The sequence below is a fragment of the Pseudomonas sp. Pseusp3 genome, from assembly GCF_047304225.1.
GTDB lineage: Bacteria > Pseudomonadota > Gammaproteobacteria > Pseudomonadales > Pseudomonadaceae > Aquipseudomonas > Aquipseudomonas fluorescens_CD.
This window is the reverse complement of sequence record NZ_JBGLYV010000218.1, coordinates 1-1,717: the sequence shown is the minus strand read 5'-3', so window position 1 is coordinate 1,717 and position 1,717 is coordinate 1. Positions and strand designations below refer to the sequence as shown.

The following is a 1,717-nucleotide window of genomic DNA, read 5'->3' as shown; positions in this document are numbered from 1 at the left end:
AGGCTGGCTGTCGGCACTGGCCTGCCACGCGCACTCGGGGCGGTGATCGGCCTGGAAACGCAAGCCATGCACCGCGTCATCCCCCAGCCGTGCACGCAGGCGTTCGCGCAACTGCTCCCAGGGCAGGGACTGTTGCGGGCGATCGTCGAACAGTTCCCGATGCTGGGGCACGAAGGCCGGCAAATCCTCGGCGCGCAAGCGAAAGCCGCGCACCGGCGCCTCGACCTGGACTTGCTCCAGCCGCCCCCGGGCCAGCTCGAAGAGCATCGCCGGATCGCGCTCGGCGCTGAGCAGGCCGACCTTGATGACCGTGTCCGGCAACCCGGCATGCTCCAGATGCAGGTCGAAACGCTGTACGCCGCTGTCGCGACCGCAGAGGAACGCCGACAGGTCGCCAGTCAACCGGCGCAACGGAAACAGCAAGGCTTGATGGGACTGCACATCGAAATTGAGCTCGATACGCACATCGAAGCGGTCCGGCGGCAAGTAAAACGCCAGCGCCAGCCGCCGCAAACCGGACAGGGCATCCAGATGCTTGAGCACCTGGACCTCGAAACGCCGGGCCAGGCTGTGCCTGGGCAACGCCTGCACCTGGCTCAAGGTGCGCAGGCCCATGCGCGACAAGGCCGTGGCGACCGATGCGTCGAGGCCGACCCGGTCGACGGGCATTTGCCCCAGATGATGCTGCAAGGCTTGATCGTCCGGCACCACCAGACCGTCATAGGCGTTGGCCAGCACCCGTGCCGCCACCGGGTTGGGCGCGGCCACGATGCGGTGCCGAAACCCCAGCTCACCGAGCTCACGGCGCAAAAGCGCTTCGAATTGCGGCCAGGCACCGAACAGGCCGAGACTGGATTCGATCTCGAACACCACGGCCCGGGGGTAATGCACGCTGACCTGGGAACTGAAGCGATAGGCCCAGGCGGCGAGAAACTGCTGCCAGTGTTCGATTTCAGCGGCATCGTATTCGGCCGTGACAAAACCTTTGCTCAAGGCCTGTGCCGCGCTCATGGACTGGCCGGGACGCAAGCCCAGCGCCCGCGCCGCACCGTTGACTGCCTGCAGCACCCGGCGCTGGGCCGGGCCGGTCAGCAACGCCAGGGGTTCCTCGGGATCGGCGCGCTGACGCAGTACCGCGTCCAGCGCCAATTGCGGGAAAACAATGCAGACCCAGCGCATGGCAACCTCAATGCCCCACGGCGAAGGCAATCGGCGCCGAACGGGCCAGGCCGCCACGGCACTTGAGTACACGCAGTTGTGCCGGTCGGGCATCGATGGCGATGCGCAAGGCCGCCGGCGAAGGGTTGATCGCTTCACTGAGGGGACGATAGGCGAAGGCCAGGGTCTGGCCGGTTTCCGCCGCCACCTGCAAGCGGCGCAAGGCGCGGTCATCGGCCTTGTGCGGCCAGCACAGCACCGCACCGCAACTGCCCGAGCGCAGGCATTGTTCCGCGGCCCACAGCGCATCGCGCTCGCCGGCCTGGATGATCGACAACTGACGCAGATCGACCCCGGCGCTCTGCCACGCCTGGGGATACGGCAAATAAGGCGGCGCCACCAGCACGATGCGCTCGCCCGCCGCCGACAGCCGTGCCAGTGTCGGCCACACCAGTTGCAACTCGCCCACGCCCTGCCCGGCCAAGAGGATTTCCGTCAGCGCCGCCTCCGGCCAGCCTCCGCTGGGCAATGCGGCGTCCAGCGCGGCATGCCCGGTGGG

Annotated in this window: 2 protein-coding genes; both read right to left on the bottom strand. The window is 67.8% G+C overall.

Translation table 11 applies throughout. The annotated features are described in order from the left end of the window. Positions 1-1,179, bottom strand: a 1,179-nt coding sequence (locus ACCD00_RS30585) for a Y-family DNA polymerase (RefSeq protein ID WP_413428918.1), incomplete at its 3' end; no start/stop codon positions are given. A gap of 7 nt (positions 1,180-1,186) precedes the next feature. Continuing rightward, positions 1,187-1,717, bottom strand: a 531-nt coding sequence (imuA, locus tag ACCD00_RS30580) for a translesion DNA synthesis-associated protein ImuA (RefSeq protein WP_413428917.1), incomplete at its 5' end; no start/stop codon positions are given.